The following is a 20,240-nucleotide window of genomic DNA, read 5'->3' on the forward strand; positions in this document are numbered from 1 at the left end:
CTTTTTGGGTATAGTAAATATCGGTTAATTTTTGAGCTCGATCAAATCTTAAATTCGATATTTTTCACTCAAACAGGAGGGTACATTGATAGCAAATAAAGTAACTGTGCTTTTAAATAGCATTTAGCAGAGCTTTATGTCGCCACGGGCTTCTTTTTATTTAGAATGTTATGAGTACGTAAAATCTCAAGCATAAAATATTTGATTACATTTATGATCTTTTGTGAATGCTGATTTCGTAGAAAAGAACAGCTATTTTTATTCTCATTATGACTAAAACTCAATCTAATGTGAGATTAAATTCATGAGGTTGAATTATAGATAAATGGAATATAAAAATATGTTAAGTGAATGTTTGGTAAAGGGTTTCATCTTGCTTTTTAGTTGTTAATATATCTTGTATAAGAAGTGCTATAACAACTCAGTTGTATTGTGGAGTACTGCCTTGATGATGGATTATTCAGGCAGAAGACAAGGATGTAGGTTATGAAAGAACAAGTACTGATCACGGACGTATCCGTTGTAGAAGCAGTGGGTAATTCAGTTGTCATTAATGCATCTAGCCCTGCAAAGCCAATTAAGAAAGGCGATACCCTGCAAAAAGGGGATGTTTTGCTGATTGGTGAGGATGCGAAAGTCATGGTGCAATATGGCGCTAAGGCGGAGATCTTTACTCAAAACTGCGCAGTGTGTGTCGCGAGCGTAGGCCCGGAACAATCATCACTTCTCGCATCATCAAATTTAAGCGCTTCTTTAGAGTTGCAAGACCATCCCTCTCAATACAGCGAACAAGAGATTGCAGCAGTGCAACAGGCTATCTCGCGTGGTGCCGATCCCTCTGAGGTTTTAGATTTTTTAGCTGCGGGAAATAACAATGACGATGCGCAAAACTCAGCCAATGGTGGCTTTGTCAGTGTCGAGATGAATCGTGCTGAAACCCGACCAGAAACTGGATTTGAAACCGATGGAGTAGACATTGCTGGGGAAAATCTGGCAGATGACAGTTTAACCATCAATTTTGCGGAAGGGGGCGGAGAGATCAACACCGCTGTTGTTGAAGGTTCTCTGACTACCAATACCTATCCTCAGACCACTGTAGGCAGTGTGGTAGTTGAGCAAGCCACTTTTGCTTTAGACCCTGACACGTTTACTGTCGTTCCTTTAGATGTGGATGCGGTGCTTGCAGAGCTAAATGCTCATATTAGCTCCGGCGGTGAAGCGGTGAGCTTTGTCTATGATGAAGGGTTAAACGCGCTAGTGGGGACGCTTAATGGACTAGAAGTGATTTCTTTTACCATTGCTGAAACTGTGCTGGATAGTGGTATTGAATTAAGCGTGACGACCTTAGTTTCACAACCTATCGATCATGTGGATGTGAATGGTCAGTACGTTTCTATTGCCAACGATCAGCTCAGCGTGAACTTTGCCATTACTGGTGAAGATATTAGTGGCTTTGAACTTATCGACCCTGTGCAGTTTAGTGTGGTGGTATCCGATGGAGACAATGCCATTATTGATGCGGTTGTTTCAGACGAAATCGAATCAAACGGGGCAAGCGTCAATGCTATTTCTGGTGAATTATATCAACTGGGAAGTGACGGCTTAGACACAGTTGTGTTTGATGCAGAAAGTTTGGCCTTGTTTGATGGATTGCTGTCGAATAATTCACAAACTCAAGTACAGCTCAGTGACGATGGTACTACCTTGACGGTGGTATTGCGTGACGACCCATTGAGCAAAGTGTTTGAAATTACGTTAGATCGCAACGGTGGCTATTCGTTACAAGCCTTTCAAGCCATAGAACAAAACAGCCTAGAAACCCTAAGTGTTGCTCTGCCTGTCACAGTGACCGACAACGATGGTGACATTACGAAAGGCTTTTTAACTTTAGGTTTAACCGACGGTAATGACTTAACCATCAATAGCGTGATTGCGCCAACCGCGAATGAGGACGAAATCGGAATCACTTCGCCATCTTCTTCTGGTGACATTGGCCTTATTCAAGGCAGTGATAACGTTGAGTCCATTACTATTGCCCCTTCAGTACTGCTTGATAGTGTATGGAATCAATTAACATCCAATGGCGAAGCAACTGGCTTGCGCCTTGAAGAATCCACGGTTCAACAAAACGGCGTTGGGGATTTAGTTAAAGATAAGCTGGTGGTGTATCTAAAAAGCGATCCGAGCAGCGTGGTTTTAGAAGTTATCGTCAACGTAGACGGCACCTATCAAGTCTATCTAAAACAAGCTCTAGACCAAGATAGCCAAAATCTGACCTCTCTTGATGTCCCTGTGATAGCCGTTGATACCGATGGTGATAGCAAACAAGAAACCATCTCTTTGGAGATTGCCGATGGCAGCGATCCAACCGGTCAAGATAGCTTGCTTGATTATATTGAAATCGAAGATGAATTTAGCACCTCTCGCGAGATAGTTTTCAGCCAAGGCAGTGACAAAATTGCCGATATTTCTTTTGAAGCGAGTGTGGTGGATGACGCCACGTGGCAAGGTATCGTCAGCAACGGTGAGCAAACCTCAGTAACGTTTGTGGATAATAAAACCATTCAAGTCAATACCGTCAATGGCGATCCAGTCCTGCTGGTCACTATTGATAATACCGGTAAATATACGCTGACTCAGTATCGCGCCATTGAGCAAGATACGGATGTGTTAAATCTGATTATTCCGACCACCGCCACTGATACCGATGGCGACTCAGTGACTCAAAACATCACTATTACCGTGCGTGATAACATTAGCCCAACAGGTGATCCAAGCGAGGTGAGTTACGCCGAAACGGGCAGTGTTGGGCAAGCTAATCAAGGTCAAATTGATTTTTCGGTCTTTAGTGATGCCATCGAAACGGTGCAATTTTTACCCTCTAGCATTGTGGCGCCTATCTGGGCCGATCTGACTTCTAATGGCGAAGAGACCAGCGTTAGTTTGTCCAGTGACGGCACAGTGTTAACCGTATCAACCGCCACTCAAGACGTGCTTATTGTCAGCATTGGCGTTGACGGCAGTTACAGTATTGTGCAAAACGCAGGGCTTGATCACCCAAGTGCCGGCGATCTATCTGATAATTTATTAGTGTTACCCATCAATGTATTAGCCACCGATTATGATGGTGATACTGCTTCAAACGTGATTTCGATTGACATCACCGATGGCGCCGATCCACAGGCTGCCAACAGTAGCATTCAATATATCGAACTGGGCGAAATAGTGAGAACCGTTTCGGCTCAAGTAGTGATTACTAAGGGTTCGGATGCCATAGATACTGTGGTGATCGACCCAGAAATCATTAATGATCCAGATTGGTTAGGCATTACTAGCGGTGATTTGGATACCGAGCTTCGCGTCGATGGAAATGCATTGACCGTTTATTATCTCGATGCTGACAACAATGAAGTGCAAGTGCTTAATGTGAGTATTGCGTTAGACGGCACTTATACCGTGGTGCAGTCCAAACCGATAGACCAAGATCCGACGACCGATTCTATCTTGCTCGACATTCCAGTGCTTGTCACGGATACCGACCAAGATACCGCCAATGCGAATATATCCTTAACCATCATCGATGGTGCTCCGCCACTGGTGAGCGACAAAACCATCGCCTTTACTGAAAAAGCCACGGAACAAAGCTTTTACGATCAATTTTTAATTGTGGTGGCTGATGACCCGATTGAGACCGTGGTATTTAATGTTGATGCGTTAAACGCCGACCCTATCTGGGATGGTTTGGTCAGTAATGATTTACCACTGAGTTTTTCCTTAAGCAACAATAACGCTTTGCTGACTCTGTATGTTACTGGCGATACCAGCAATAAAGTGCTTGAAGTTGAACTAGAAGATTTGGCGGGCAACTTTAGAGTCACGCAATTTCAAGCCTTAGATCATAGCGTGTTAGAGACTTTGCTATTGGATCTAAGAGTGGACGTATTTGATACCGATGCGTTAGACAGCGAACCGCAAATTGCCAATATTCGCATCGAGATCACCGATGGCGACAATGCCACTATCACGCCGAGCACTGCGCCATTGATCACCGAAACAGGTCAAGAAATCACTGTCTCCGGCACAGTAAATGTGCAGCAGGGAAGTGACGATGTATTTAGTGTGGTGTTTGATAAAACCAGCATTGAAAACGATACCGATTGGACAGGGCTGTTAAGCAACAATAGCAGTCTAGAGGTCAGTGTTACTGGCAATAATCTGGCTGTGTATGTATCAGGTGACAGCAGTAATCTAGTACTGGAAGCCACCATCAATGCAGATGGTAGTTACACTGTCACTCAATATCAGGCGTTGGAGCATAACGGCACTGATTCTATCTCATTAACCTTGCCTGTGATTGTCACCGATACCGATAATGATTCAGTTTTTACCGACATCTCTTTGCAGATAGAGGATGGGGACGACCCTGTTATCGTCAATGCGAATGTTGAGTTGTTTGATGACGCGACTGATACGCCAACCGCTGCGACAGGAAATGTGGGCTTAGTGGTTGGCAGTGACGTCATAGAATCGATGAACGTGACCTTAACCGATGCTGAATTGGCAGCATGGTCCAATATTGAAAGCAACGGTCAAGCAACCACGTTAGAGGTGGCATCGGGGCAATTATTGTTGACCTTAGGCGATGGTAGTGAGGTATTAAAGCTGGAAATTGGTTTGGACGGGCAGTATTCGGTCACGCAATTTTTGCCTATCGACCAACCTGCCTCCAACCAAAACCTATTGTCGGTGACCGTAACCGCGACTGATGCGGATCAAGATGCTGATAGCTCTGTGATTAGCATTACTATCAATGATGGTGTTGATCCAACTTCAACGGCTAGCGTGAGTACGCCATTGGATGAAAATGATATCAATGACCCCGATCAGGTGGCGAAAACCGGCAATATTGGTCTAACCGATGGAGTGGACGATTTTGCCAGTGTGGTGTTTAATGCCAGTGTGGAACAAGATGCCACTTGGCTTGTGCTTCGTAGTGACAATCAAGCCACAGAAGTCAAACTCAGTGATGACGGCACAACGCTGGTTGTACATCTGCAAGGGGATGAAACTGCGATTGTGCTTACCGCCACCATTAACTTTGATGGTAGCTACAGCATTCAGCAATTGCGCGCATTAGAGCAAGACGTTGACAGCAATGTGAATGATTTAACTCTGCAAGTTGATGCGACCGATACCGATGGCGACGTGACTTCAACAACCATATCGGTTCCCGTCACCGATGGCGCAGATCCGAGCATTGTCAATGACGCCATCACTGTGGAAGAAGACCAAATTGGCGACCCTGATATTCAACCCCAACAAGGGGATCTAGGTTTAGTCAAAGGGACGGATTTAGTTGAGTCAGTCGTGATTGATGATTCAGTATTAACAAACTTGGATTGGACATCCATTACCAGTAACGGCAATGGGGTTACTTTAGAGCTGTCATCGACCAATCAGTTAAATGTGGATGATACCTTGCTTATTAGTCGCACTGATAACGATGCTCCGGTGCTAAAAATCATCGTCAATATTGATGGTACGTATAGCATTGAATTGTTTGAGCCTATTGATCAATTAGGTGACCAATTAAGCGGTGATTCTGTTACTTTGTCGCTGCCTGTTTCAGCAAATGACGCCGATGGCGATAGCTCGCAAGCAAATATTATTGTGACTGTGAATGACGGCGCGGATCCTAGCGGCGTAGACAGCACAGTCGATTTACAAGAAACCACAGGCGTTGTTAGCGAAGGCAACCAAATCGTCTTTAGCGCAGGCAGTGAAGATATTGCCGACATCTCTTTTGATCCTGACGTGGTTTTAGATTCAGTGTGGAACGGGTTACAAACCAATGGCGAAGGGGTGACGGTTGCATTAACGGACAGCAAAACTTTAGTGGTATCTTCGGTATCTGGGGCTGAAGTATTAAAAGTAGTGATTGATAACGAGGGGAATTACCTTGTCACTCAATCTAAGCCAATTGAACAAGACTCAACGACCGATCTGACCAAGCTGATACTACCGGTTATCGCCAGTGACTCTGATGGAGACTCAGGTACGGCAGACATTATCATTAATATTACGGATAATATTGCACCTTCCGCGCCGCTAAGCCCAATCGCCTACATTGAAACCGGTGAAAGTGGCCAAACCAATACCGGAAATATTCTGTTTACCCCTGGCAGTGATGCAGTAGAAACCTTAGTCATTGATGACAGCGTTGAAAGTGATGCTATATGGGGCGCATTGACCAGCAATGGCGTAGCCACCGACTTAACTTTGGATGCAACGGGTAAAGTTCTAACGTTATCCACCTCAAGTGGCGTGGATGTTTTAGTGCTGACACTTGCCGATGATGGCAGTTATTCCTTAGTGCAAAACGCCGCTCTTGATCAGTTTGCCGCTAGCGATATTAGCGAACTGTTAGTGCCTGTGATTGCCACCGATTACGACCAAGATTCTAACTCAGCAAATATCAGTATTAAGATCACCGATGGCGACAATGCCACTGTCGAGGCCAGCAGTATTTCATTGGATGAAGATGGGGTTGCCATTAATACGGCAACCGATACTGGTAGCATTAATTTGCAAAAAGGCAGTGATGCCATTAAATCGGTCGAGTTTACTCTTAGCGACGCGCAACAAACGGCGTGGGAGTCATTAACGAGCAATGGGCAAGACACGCAACTTGTCATCACCAGCAATGGTTTGACCGTACAACTGACCGATGGTACGCCTGTATTAACCTTAACTATCGATATTTCAGGCTCTTATACGGTAACTCAACTACAAGCGCTTGACCAAACGGCAGATGTAAATGCATTGCAAGTGGGCGTTGCTGTTACCGATACTGACTTAGATGTGGTCGCGACCACTATTGATATCACCATCAATGATGGCGATGAATTTGCGCTCTCTGTTGATGAAGCGCTATGGAATGAAGACAGCATTGGTGAAGCACTGGTGCTGCCAATTACTGGCAGTTTGGGTTACCAAGGTAGTGACGCCATTTCGAGTGTGGCATTGGAACTCTCACCTGAGCAACTTAGCGCGTGGCAAAGTATTACCAGCAATGGCGAAGCAACCGTTTTAACCATTACTGATACAGGCATTACTGTGACCACCTTGGGCGGTGATGATGTGTTGGTGATTTCGGTCGATACAGACGGCACCTATACGCTTAATCAGTTAGCCTCAATTGATCAAGATGAAAACGACGCACTCAATCCCGATACCTTAGTATTAGATGTAGGGGTTGCGGTTACCGATACCGATGGTGATGTCACTCGCGCACCGATTTCTTTCTCTATCAGTGATGGTACTGACCCCGTCATCGTAAATGATATTGCCGATCTTTTGGAAAATGATATTGGTGATGTGACCAAGCAACCATTTGCCGGCGATCTATCATTAGATGCAGGCAGTGATGCTGTGGTCAGTATTGCGATTAATGAAGATGTGGTGGCACTGGATAGCCCTTGGCAAGACCTCACCAGTAACGGCCTTGCAACCAATGTGGCTTTATCATCCACCCATCAAAGCGGCATCAACGACACTTTAACCGTATCACTTGCCGATGGTACGGTAGTGATGAAAGTGATCGTTGGTATTGATGGTTTGTACAGCATCGATTTAAGAGAGCCCCTTGATCAAGACATCAATAATTTAACCCAGTTAAGTATTAGCGTTGATGTCAAAGACAGTGATTTAGATGTGAGCTCTGCGACTATCAGCGTTAAGGTCACAGACGGTACTGATCCAAGCGGTAGCAATAGTGAGATTATTCTCAACGAAATTTCCGGCGTGCAATCCGATAGCGGGCAGATTGATTTTGTTGCGGGTAGTGAAGATATCCAGAGCTTGAGTTTCAATCCAGACGTGGCGTTAGATGCCACATGGAATGGATTGCTTAGCGAAGGATTAGCAACAGACGTAGTGCTGTCCAATAGCAATAAAACGCTAACGGTTATTGTTGATGGCGACCCAGATCAGAAAGTGCTTGAAGTAACCATTGATGATGATGGCGAATACGTTGTCACTCAGTTTCAACCGATAGAACAAGACGCACTTTCCAATCTTACTAATCTCATACTGCCAGTGTTGGCGAAAGATTCCGACGGTGACAGTGGCACAGCCAACATCAACATCAAAATTAATGATGCGGGTAATCCGGTTGGCTCGGATATCAATGTCAATTTCAAAGAAGAGGGTTTGCCGCTTGAGATCAGCGATCAGCAAATGGTCTTTACTCCGGCAAGTGACTCTATTGAAACCTATCAATTGGACGCCAGTTCCATTGCTGTAGATGCCTGGAATAATCTTACCAGTAATGGCGCTGCCACCTCGGTAAGCATTAGCGGCAATACTTTGTCGGTGATTTTAGCCGATGGCTCAGATGCGGTGGTATTGCAGTTGGTTCTTGCCGATGACGGCAGTTTTAGTGTTAAGCAAAACTTGCCTCTTGACCAAGATGTGACCAGCAACGTTAATGAGCTCTCTGTGAGTGTGATTGCTACCGACTTTGATGGTGATAGTGACAGCGCAGACATAAAACTTAAGATCACTGATGGTATTGATCCTGAAATACTGGACGCCACATTGAATTTTGTCGAAGTGATCGACGGCTCGTCTTTTACTGGCACTATGACCATCAATAAAGGCATTGATGACATCGCCAGTGTTAAATTTGCTGATTTAGCGGACGATTCTCCTTGGCACTCCATTACCAGTGATGCTCAACCCACAGACTTAAGCATTAACACTGATAAAACCGAAATTACGGTCTACAAAGACGGTGATATTTCGCAATTGGTGCTGGTGGTTAAGATTGCCGCCGATGGCACCTACACCATTACCGAATACGATGCGGTTGACCAACCCGTTGATGGGCCGTTAGCCCTTGAGCTTGATGTGGTGGTAACCGATACCGATTTGGATGTGGATACGGGCACGCTAAAACTGAACATTTTTGATGGTGCGGATCCCGTGGTATTGGACGGTGCGATTGATATTGTCGAGATTTCCGGTGAGCAAACCTTTTACGAAAGCTTTGTGATTACCCAAGGCACAGACGAAATCGTTGCGGTGACGTTTGGCGATAGCATTGAAACAGCCGTTGAATGGAGCGGATTGGTCAGCAACGACCTAGCCACTAGCGTAACGGTGACCAATAGCCCGAATAATAACTTGCCAGGTAACACCTTGATTACCGTTTATATTGGCAATGATCCAACTAACAAAGTTTTGGAAGTTGAAATTCTCGACCTTGAAGGGAGCTACCGAGTCACGCAATTCCAAGCACTTGATCATGAAAGTTTAGAGAAGTTACTGCTCGATATTCCTATTTTTGTTGAAGACAGTGACGACCAAACAGATCCTGTAGAAGCAAAAATAGCGCTGACTATTTCTGATGGTGACGATCCTGCGCTAAGTAGCGATACACAAGCGTGGAATGAAGACGATATTGGTGTTGCTTTCCCAATCTTCTCTGATCTAAATCTTGTTACTGGCAGTGATGATATCAGCAGTGTCCGCTTTGAATTGACTACAGACCAGCGCAGCGCATTAGAAAACTTAACAAGCAATGACTTAGCCACAGACGTTGTCGTGACAGATAAAAGCATAGTGGTCAGCCAATCAGGTCAAGATGTGTTAGTGGTGACCTTAAAAGACGATGGCTCTTATTCCATTGAGCAAAAACGACCACTTGATCAGGACGCAACAGATAAAACCAATTTAGTGTTTGATGTGGTGGTGGCAGACAGTGATGGTGACGACAACATTGATCCCATCACCAACAGGCCGCCTTCTGTGATTGATATTACCATTACCGATGGCAGTGTGATTGAGTCTGATGATGCCACCCTTACGTGGGATGAGGATGATATTGGCGTTGCAGGCTATGAGGTGGAAGGGGATCTGAATTATCAAGGCAGTGACGCCATTGATACCGCAGTGATCAGCTTAACTACTGCGCAGCTAACGGCGTGGCAAGCCATTACCGTTAATGGGCAATCCACAACGCTGGAACAAACAGACCAAGCCTTAATTGTACGCTCGGCTGGCGTGGTGGCTCTGCAACTGACCCTCAATAGTGACGGCACTTTTAAGTTGGAGCAATTTCTTGCCGTTGATCAAGCCAACAGTGGCGGTGATGAAACTTCACTCAGCGCAGGTGTGGTATTTACCGATACCGATGGTGATACCGCAAATTCAACCATTACTGTCACCATTGACGACGGCACTGATATCAAGTCAACGGACGCTACTGAGGGCTGGAATGAAGATGAAAGAGGCACAGATACTCAGCCAATAGAAGGGGATATAGGTCTTACCTTGGGCGCTGATGTGCTCGCCAGTTTAGATTTTGTATTTAATGCGGCGCAACAAACCCAGTGGCAATCCATTACCAGTAATGGACGTGCGACTAGCTTGGTCGTGAGTGAACGCTCAATTGAAGTGTTTGATGGCACTACTTTAGTGTTGTCGATGAGCATGGATAGTGCGGGTAACTACAATATTGAACAATTTGCCGCCATTGATCAGAGCGCAGATAATGATCTGCTTGAGCTTTCAGTAGGGGTGAGCGCGATTGATGCCGATAACGATGAAACACTCAGTGAAATCGTACTGGAAATAGAAGATGGCGCAGATATTGGGCTGACAGCCTATACGGTGCGCATCAATGATAATTCCCTTGATGTTACGCCATCTATTGGGGACTTAGATCTCACCGATGGTAGTGACGCACTGGTTAACCTTGCGTTTAATTTGGCAAATGGTCAATTGAACCAATTAGGGGCGTTAACCAGCAATGGCAAAGCGACTGAATATACGATCACCGAAGAGAATACTCTGATCACGCTTTCACTTAGTGAAGCACCGAACACGTCAGTGTTGACCATTAAGCTTAATCAGGACGGCACCTATGTGGTCGATCAAATCCAAGCAATTGACCAAACGGCAAGCAATGATAGATACATTTTAAACTTAAATGTGGATGCTACCGATACCGATGGTGATGTGACTAGCGTGAATGCCAGAGTAAGAATCGACGATGGTGATGATCTCACCTTCACCGATGCGGCTATTTCTCTGCAATGGAACGAAAATAATATTACTGGCGGGGTCGATTTCCCAGTCACTGGCGATATGGGGCTAACCCAAAGGGCCGATGCGATAGCCTCTGTGGTGTTTTCACTGAGTAGCAGTCAGCAATCTGCGTGGGATGGATTAACCTCCAACGGCATTGACACCAAAGTCGTGATAAGCGCTGACGGACAAACCTTTAGTCTAGTGACCGATGACACTAATTTAACCCCTGTATTTGTCGGCACTATTGATATCGATGGCAAATACAGCTTTGAACAGCTGCAAGCATTAGATCAAGTCGCCTCGGATGATTTTAATCGCTTAGGTGTCACCGTTGAAGCTACCGATAGCGATAATGACACAGTCACCAAAGAGATCAGTATCAACATCGAAGATGGTACCGATCCAAACTCAGACGACCAAGTGACGCCTGTCGATGAGAACCTCATTCTTGACCCCGATGCAGCTCCTGTCACGGGCAGTGTCGATTTAGTGAAGGGGATTGATGCGGTTGCTACAGTAAAATTTGATGCTTCATTGAGTACAGATTTGGCGTGGGGCTCACTGCTCAGTAACAATCAAGCGGTTGGCTTACTGTTAAGCGCAGATGGCACCACTTTTACCGTACATATTGCGGGCGATACTAGCGATGTAGTGCTGGTGGCAAGCATCAACATAGACGGTTCTTATTCCATTGAGCAATTGCAAGCGCTGGAACAAGATAATACCGCTTTGGATATCAACGACCTTACCTTGATTGTGAATGCAACCGATACGGATGGGGATGTCTCAACCGCTGAAATCAACGTCAAGATTGCCGATGGTACTGATCCACAAGTGAATGTTGCGCCGGCAGTGACACTGGTGGAGAGCAGCATCGACCAAGGTGATACAGGCGTGCCACCAATCCAAGGCGGTAAAGATCCCGATGCGAACTTAGAGAGCGCAAGCTCTAGTGTTACATACCTGCAAGGCAGTGACGATGTTGAAGCTTTCTATTTAGATACCGCCAATGTGAGCGCCACTTTTGTCGATGGCAGTGGCGATGTTGCGCTGACCTATCAAGGTCAACCGATTACCTTTATTGTGGTTGCCGGTGGCTATATGGGCGTGGCATCGGTAAATGGTCAACAGTTGGATATTCTGTCCATTCAAATCAACAATGATTTAACCAGTGCTGACTTTGGTCAATTTGATTTTGAGTTGATACGAGCCATTGATCACCCAATTTCGGGTCCTGATACCAATCCAGATTCTGCTGATACCCTCAATATTGTATTGCCTATCTATGTGCAAGATATGGATGGGGATAATTCTCCAACCAAAGACTTGGTTGTCAGCGTGGTGGATGATGTGCCAGAGGTGATTGAAAAATCCTTTACTGTGACCGAGGGAGATGCTTCTTCAACCATTAATGTGTTGAAACAGAGCGGCCTAGAAACACAAGGCGCAGATGATGGGGCATTAACCCAGATTCAAATTGGTAGCACGGTGATCTCCATTGATCCTAGCGCTGGTTTTCAAAGCTTTAATTTGTATAGCGACGGTAGCGACCCTGCTAATCCTGTTGATGCTGATTCTCTGATGGGGGTGTTAGAGGTTCACCCTGATGGGCGAATCCGATTTACCGCAGAGGATGATGTGAAGCAAACAGGAGACTTTGTCGCCATTGATGTACAAGTGACCGCCACCGATGGCGATGGCGATACCAGTACCAAAGCAATCAATATCCAAGTGGATGATATTACGTCACAAATTACTTCAACCGGGGCAAGTGGCAGTGAAGATGCAGGTCGAAGCGTTACTCAAAATGACACTAACGCTCAAGATAACCTTCCTGTAGGTGACGCGCCAATCAAGGTCAATATCAGTGTTAACACGGACGATTTTGATAATAACGAACAGCTTGGCGCGATTACAGTAAAAGGGGTCGATGCCACAGAAGGTGATTTTTATTACTTCAACGGCACTAACTATGTAGCGCTGACGGTCAGTGGCTCAGAAGTGACCCTCAGTAAAGACCAGCTGATGGTGTCAACGTTGGATAATGAAAACTGGAATGTGGAGAATTTATTCTTTGTTCCGGCGCGAAATCAAGGTTCAGAAGGCACCGATTACACTTATGACATCAGTGTTGAGGTGTATCGAAATAACGCCCTTAGCGAAACGTTAGATGGCAGCTTGGACGTTGAGATAAAAGCCATTGCAGATTCCGCAACATGGGAGCCATCAGCGGGTAATTTTGAAGTTACCGTGGATGAAGATGGTGACGATGCAATTTTACAAATCTTGGCGCAAACTCAAGACCAAGACGGCTCTGAAACCATTACCTATGAAGTAAGCTTTGTTGAAGAACTAGGCCATCAACTATTGATAGATGGCGTCGTGCAAACGCCTAACGGCTTTGGATTGTTTATTATCTCTGCCGATGATATTGGCAAGGTAACGGTGAATCCAACCGATAACTGGAGTGGCACTATTTCTGTAAAAGTGGTCGCTATTACCACTGAATCTGATGCCAATGCGTTAGTTCCTGAAGCTCGCTCTGAAGAGCGTTTCTTTAGTATCAAGGTCAATCCAATCGCGGATGATGGCGCTATGGTACTTACGCGTATTCAGTTAGAAGAAGATACCACCACCAACTTAGATCAACATATTAAGCTTAGCCCAAGTCAAGATCTTGACGGTTCAGAGCAGTTGTTGGTGCAAATTTCCGGGTTAGCAGACAGTAATGGCAATTTAGCCACATTAACGTGGCTTGGAGATCCAGCGGACAATCCGATTAATGAGATCTCCGCAGGGGTATACGAAATCCCTTATGACATGCTTTCGCAAGTGCAGTTTACCCCTTACTTAAACAGTAACGTCGATTTTAACATGACGGTGGTTGGGATAATTCGTGACTTTGCCCAGCAACTGGAAAACATCGATGAGACCACTGGCACAGGTACGTCCGTTACGGTCAGCAATGATAGAATTATAGACTCACGACCGCTGGTGGTTGATCTTAAAGGCGTTGCTGATTTCCCTACTATTAATATCGATGGACTGGGTGATACTTGGCTGCCTATTTTAGATGACGCAGGAAACGCGGCAGGTGTTGAAACCTTAATCGATGAAAATACCGATGTGCCACTGAACTTTAAAGTGTTTAGTGGCGAGCTTGCCGATACGCCGTTAGATGATTCTGAATCAGTGACAGTTCTGATTTCTAATATTCCTGATGGCGTAAAAGTACTCGATAGCGAGAACAACGAGGTTGACCTCTTATTTGTCGGTTATGACGCTGCAGGAGGGCCAATTTATCAAGCGAATTTGACTGAAGCAGGCGTGGATACAGGCATCGTTTTACGCCCGATCCCGTCATTTACGGGCAATATTGACCTGACTGCAACGTTAGTTGTCACGGAAAATGATGGTGATACCACAATTATTGAAGGGGACATTCTGATCAAAGTTCAGCCGGTCATTGACGCGAAAGACGGTTATCAGCGAACTTCAACCGGCGATGAAGACAGTTTTATTGAAATTGATTGGCATCCTTCAAATGCTGATTACCCAGATTCTGATGAAGTGATTCAGTTAGTCACACTAACGGGCTTTCCTGAAGGCTCTGAAGTGAGAGTCAATGGCGTAATAACGACTATTGGCGTTGATGGGCTGCTTGTGATTTCTGACAGTAATGGTTTACGCGAGCTCCTTGATGGTTCAGCTATCGTCGAAGTAAAACCGCCTACAGACGACAGTTCTGATTTCCAGCTAAGCGTGAGCATTGAAGTGTCTGAAGAGGATTATGAGTTTACCGATGGTCAAGCTGAATATGAAAACACGGCCACAACAATCATCAATGGCACCTTAGATATCGTGGTGCGTCCTGTGGTGGAAAGTGATGCCAATCTGTCGGTGACCGATCTTGCGAATCAGTTAATCGGCGATACAAGCAACCCAATTATCGCAGATGCCAATGGCATGATTAACTTCACTATTAATGAAGTTAAAGACGATGCCTATAGCGTCAACTTTGCTGATTCGGATGTTACCCAAACAGAGCAAGATGCGTTAGACAAGCTTGCCGCTGATCCTGGGGCTACGTTAACGCCTGAGGAGCAACAAGAGTTAGCGCAAAATCCGGATGAAATGATCGAAGAGTTAGTGGTCGATTTTGGCACTGTGGATCAGGACATTCTCGATCAGTTAGTCATCATTGGTGCCGTCAATAACGGCGATGGGAAATGGGTGGTGACCGATGAAGATGACTTCACTATTGTTGCGCCAAGTGGGCTTAAGATTGCTGGCGACGGTGATGATGCGTTTTCTGATCTGACGATCACCTTCATAGCATTGGTTTATGACACTGGTGAAGAGGGTGAGGAAAGTGCTCGCGTACAGAAGCAAACGGATGTCACCTTACGTTTCCCAGAAAATGTTGTGGTCAACGACTCAATAGCGGCTGAGGTGATCACCAATACCGATTCTGACGACATTATTATTGGTACCGAAGACACGAATATTCGTTTAGGTCAGCAGATAATGGACAAAGGCATTCTTGCGACTACAGCAGATAAGGATGATGTCGCCGACCTGCTCACGTTGGTTTTCTCACAAGCGGATTTACACGGATTTTCGATTCTGGGTGCTGAGTACGACTACACGACCGCCGAGTATGTATTCAAAGGTTCGGTGGATGAAAGTGGCGCTATTTTAGGCTTAGAAAATCTCATTTTAGTGCCTGCGGAAGATTATGCAGGAGATGTGCTGATTGAGTTTACTGCGATCACCACCGATACCCAATCGGGCGATGAAAAGTATCATCCTCTTAGTATTCCTGTAGCAATCTCTCCGGTAGTTGAAACGACTCAAACTTTTACTATCTCCGTCAATGGTACCAGTGGCTTAGACGCAAATTTTGCCCCAATTGATGAAGGTGGTACCGAGGTATATCAAGACGATATCGCCTACGAAGATGGCATAATACATCTGCAAATCGGCGTTGAATCTACCGATATAGACAGTGCCGCAGACCGAGGCGTAGAGCACTTCCAGACGGTAACCATTGCCCTTAAAGATGCAACGGAAGGGGTATTAATTGATCTTAATGGAAACGAAGTTAGCGCGTTTACCTTAACTTATGACTCGAACAACCCAAGCGCAATTGAAGATTTTTTACAGGATGTGCAGTTTAAACCCGCAGAGAATTTCCCTACGGGTGATGATGACAATCTGGTTGAGTTAACGATTTCAGGTACTCTGCGAGATGCGACCGAATTTGACCAAACCTCAACCTACGATCACCCATCAAATGTGGACTCAGATGTCGCATTCAGTGGCGAGCTTTCATTTGAGGTCACTCCAGTGGTGGACTCCATCATTGTTGACGGCGGAGATAAGTCAAACAAGATAGTTGTTACCGGAAATGAAGATACGCCGATTTTCTTAGACCAAATTCAGGGCACACCTTTTACCATTTCGCTAAAAGATAACGACGGTTCGGAAGAATTTGTTTCGTTGCGTATATCGGGAGTGCCAGATGATTTTCTGGTCAGCTCATCAAGTGCTTCTGATCCAGACGGGTTTACGGTGAAAAACAATGGTGATGGATTCTGGACGATTCAGTTAAACAATCCATCAGTTACTAGCGTCTCCTTTGCCGATTTGGAGATTACCCCCGCAGAACAATTTAGTGGCACTGTTGATTTAGGCATCATCGCCTTTACTCAAGAAAAATTACTCGGCGTTCCTGTAGAGCACAACGCGAACTTTACCTTGGTGGTTAACCCTGTTGCAGATGCGGTTGATACGGCAATTGTCGATTCAGCTTCTGGCATCGAGAGTGAAGACATTGAGATAAAAATTAATGCGCAGATTATTGATGATGAGTACTCTCTTGCGGGCATAGTAGATGAAGAAAGCGCGCCAGAGATATTGCGCGTCACGGTACTGGATGTGCCAGATGGTGCGAGCATTCGCTTGTTTGATGGCACAAGCTTTGTCGACAATGGCGATGGCAGTTGGACTTTAGATATTAATGCTCAGCAGTTGGAGAGTATTTTCTTCAATTCTGGCGATAATAACGCCACCAATTGGAACCCTTCACAAATTAAGATTCAGGTTCAGTCGGTGGAATATGATTTCAACGGCGTTGAATACACCAATCCGGATGCAATTACTGAACAAGTGGTCGATCTGACCATACAAGAAGCCAATGACCAGCCATTATTTGGTGGTGTCACGCCTATAGATGCTATCGAAGACAATGAATATATCATTGATAATTTAAGCATATCGGACGTTGATGAAGTCGATGATCCAGACGCTATTTATACCTTTATTATTAGCGTTGAAAGTGGTTTATTGAACTTTCAAGATGGCGCAGAAACTTTGTTTGGCGTGCAACTGACCCCAGCATCGGATACCGCGGCGACTTCGATCACTGTCGAAGGCACAATCGCCAATATTAACGCAGCCTTGCAAGACGGTGTTCGCTTTAATCCTGACAGCAACTTTAATGGCGATGTCAAAGCGAGCATTTTTGTCGACGACGGCGGTAACTTTGGCATTGCGGCAGAACCCACTGAAAACAGCACAGACTTTATCATTACCGTGCAACCTGAAAACGATCAGCCTCTGTTTGCGGCTATTGCCGATGAGGCGGTCGATGAAGAAGGGACGGTGTTGATTGATTCCATTCAGATCAGTGATATTGACCAAGGCGAATCGCCATCAACTCAGTTCAGCGTTACTTTAGAGGTGGATGCAGGCGCGGGTAACTTCAGCTTTAGTTCAGCACCTACTGGAGTCGTCGTTACCCCAGCTACTGGCTCAACGATAGTGCTAACGGGTACACTGGCTGATATTAATGCAGCGCTGGCAACTGGCGTTCAATTTACTCCAGAAACGGATGTCACTGGTACATTACCTGTGACCGTTACGGTCAATGATGGCGCAAATGGCGGCATTGTCGATGCGGGCGATTCAACGACATCAAGCACCAATCAAGTGACTTTTGATGTTGTGGTGTCGCCAGTCAACGATGACCCTATTATCACTGGCGTAAGTGATGTGAGCACGGATGAAGATGCGGCGGTGCGTATATCGGGCATTCAAATTGATGATCCTGATCTTGCGGATGATGCCACAACCGATTATGTGGTCAGTATTGAGGTGACCGATGGTCAATTAGATTTTGATGCCGTCGATAAAACGGCATTTCCAGGTCAAATAGAGATCACCAATAATAAGATTGTGATTACTGGACTGGCCGATGATGTGAATACTTTGCTTAGCGCTGGGGTGCTATTTAGCCCATCGAGTGACTACATTGGCACGGTATCGGCAACCGTTACGGTCAGTGATGGTGGCAACATAGGCAGTGGCGGCACGTTAACGGCGACAGATTCGTTTGATATCACGGTAAATGCGCAAAATGATGCCCCCGATATTTCTGATTTACCGACGCTAACGACGGATGAGGATAGTGATCTGCTGATCACTAACATTCAAATTTCTGATATTGATGAAACGGATGCGCCAGATGCGATTTACAATGTCACTATTGATGTGGAATCAGGGCTACTGTCGTTTCTGTCTGATGTAGAAAACACCTATGGCATCACCATAGTGACGGCGACATTGCCTGCCACTAGCGTTGAAATATCGGGCTCGATTTCGCAGATAAATGCCGCCTTAGCCAACGGTATTAACTTTGCCCCGCAGAGTGATAACTTTGGCAGCGTCAAAACTACGGTACTGGTTGAAGACAACGGCAATTTTGGCGTCGTTAACGACCCTAAATCGCAAACCAAAGAGTTTGATATTGAAGTGGTAGCGGTTAATGACGACCCAATCACTACTCTGCCTGCTGATATTACTGTCGATGAGGGCGGCACAACCAAAGTCGAAGGTATTCAAGTTTCTGATGTGGATTACGTGGGCAGTAATGCCAATGCCGATATTGAGGTATTACTGAGTGTTAATATCGGCACGGTTAATATTGTCACTACAAATTTGGCGGTGACTATTACCGATAACGATTCCTCATCTGTGACTTTGAGCGGCCCCATTGATGAAGTGAATGCCGTTTTAGCGCAAAGTGATGCTTTGCAAGGTGTCTTTTACAGCAATCCGCAATACACCAATAGTGCTGAGTTAACCATAGTCACCCGAGACAATGGCATATTTGACGATGCCGGAGCAAATGCTCAAGACAGTGATGTGGTGACCATTAACATTACTCCTGTCGCCAATGCTCCTACGCTGACCTTAAATAGTGAAAATCAGCGCAGTTTGAATACGGTTATTTCAGAGTCGGCGTTGGCATCAAGAGTGGTGCCTTTGTTGGGCTTAATGGCCGCATTAACCGATGCCAGTGAAACCTTAACCATTGAAGTACGCGGACTCGATAGTGCTCTTGTGGTTCAATCGGCAAGTGGTAGCGCGGTGGCTGGCGATGACGAGGGTACTTGGGTATTAGATGCAACAGCACTCACTGATGCAGTGATAGTGCTGAACGACCCTCTAGTATTCCCAACGGATGCAGTGAGCTTTGATGTTGTGGCTATTTCAAATGAGAGTGATTTGACCCTCACTGCAGAGTCGAGCGCTGTGAGCTATACCGTGGCGATTGTGACAGATGGCAATGAGCTCGATGCATCTCTTGCAACAGGCGCAAGTACATTGATTGATGATGACCAAGGTTCAACATTGCGAGGGTCCGATTTTGACGATGAACTGATCGGGGGAGACGGCAATGATATTCTCATCGGCGGGTTGGGGTCGGATATTTTAACCGGCGGTGATGGGGCCGATATGTTCATGTGGGACGAGGTGGATGATGCTCAAGTCGACGTGATCACTGACTTTAATTTGGCCGAGGGTGATCAGGTTGATCTTGTTGGGGTACTCGATGAGCTTGAATCTGGGGCGACACTGGATGACTTGTTGGTCAATTTTGACGATCAGCAAAATTTAACCGCGACTTTGATTGAAAATAGTGATGACGTGCAGGTAGAAGTCAGCTCCGATACCGAATCACAATCTATACTGATCAAAGGCTTAAATGATCAATTGAACTACGGTGGTGATCCTGACAAGGATTTATTAACCACTATGTTTGAAAACCAAGTGTTTAAATACGGCGGTAATTAACCAGC

At 45.5% G+C, this 20,240-nt stretch carries 1 protein-coding gene; it reads left to right on the top strand.

Going from position 1 to position 20,240, the window contains the following annotated elements:
* Window positions 1–486 precede the first annotated feature (486 nt).
* The gene (locus VEZ01S_RS08850) at window positions 487–20,235 is read left to right on the top strand and encodes a retention module-containing protein (protein ID WP_021713693.1); all 19,749 of its coding nucleotides are present in this window, start codon (window positions 487–489) and stop codon (window positions 20,233–20,235) included.
* Window positions 20,236–20,240 lie beyond the last annotated feature (5 nt).

It is taken from the genome of Vibrio ezurae NBRC 102218 (assembly GCF_000467185.1).
Classification (GTDB): Bacteria; Pseudomonadota; Gammaproteobacteria; order Enterobacterales; family Vibrionaceae; genus Vibrio; species Vibrio ezurae.

What these genes read in the sequence shown, in the direction of transcription:
- VEZ01S_RS08850 (WP_021713693.1), top strand. Translation starts at nt 487, where the DNA reads ATGAAAGAACAAGTACTGATCACGGACGTATCCGTTGTAGAAGCAGTG.